Genomic DNA, 398 nt, shown 5'->3' on the forward strand with positions numbered 1-398 from the left:
CGGAAGCTTTGTAGCAGGTTCTTGTATCAACTCCAGAACTTATACAAATACCTGGGAAGCCAAAGATGTTTGTTTGAATACCTCAACAATATTTACACAGACCATCACTATTCAGGATACTACTGCCCCAATGTGGACAACTATTGCAGGTGCTTTAGATGTAACTTTACAATGTAGTGATACTTCAGGTTTAGCAACTGCTCAGGCAGCAGCGCCAATCGCAACCGATAATTGTGGTGGAACTGTAACGTATACCAAAATCAGTGAAAACTTTACAGCAGGCTCCTGTGTTAACTCCGGAACTTATACAAATACCTGGGAAGCCAAAGATGTTTGTTTGAATACCTCAACAATATTTACACAAACCATCACTATTCAGGATACCACAGCACCAATGT

The 398-nt window shown here is 40.5% G+C and carries 1 pseudogene; it reads left to right on the forward strand.

Annotated features, from left to right (window positions below):
• A pseudogene (locus tag FLACHUCJ7_RS00225) lies at positions 1 to 398 on the forward strand (hypothetical protein); the annotation flags it as partial.

The sequence above is a fragment of the Flavobacterium salmonis genome (genome assembly GCF_903819435.1).
GTDB classification, from domain to species: domain Bacteria; phylum Bacteroidota; class Bacteroidia; order Flavobacteriales; family Flavobacteriaceae; genus Flavobacterium; species Flavobacterium chungangense.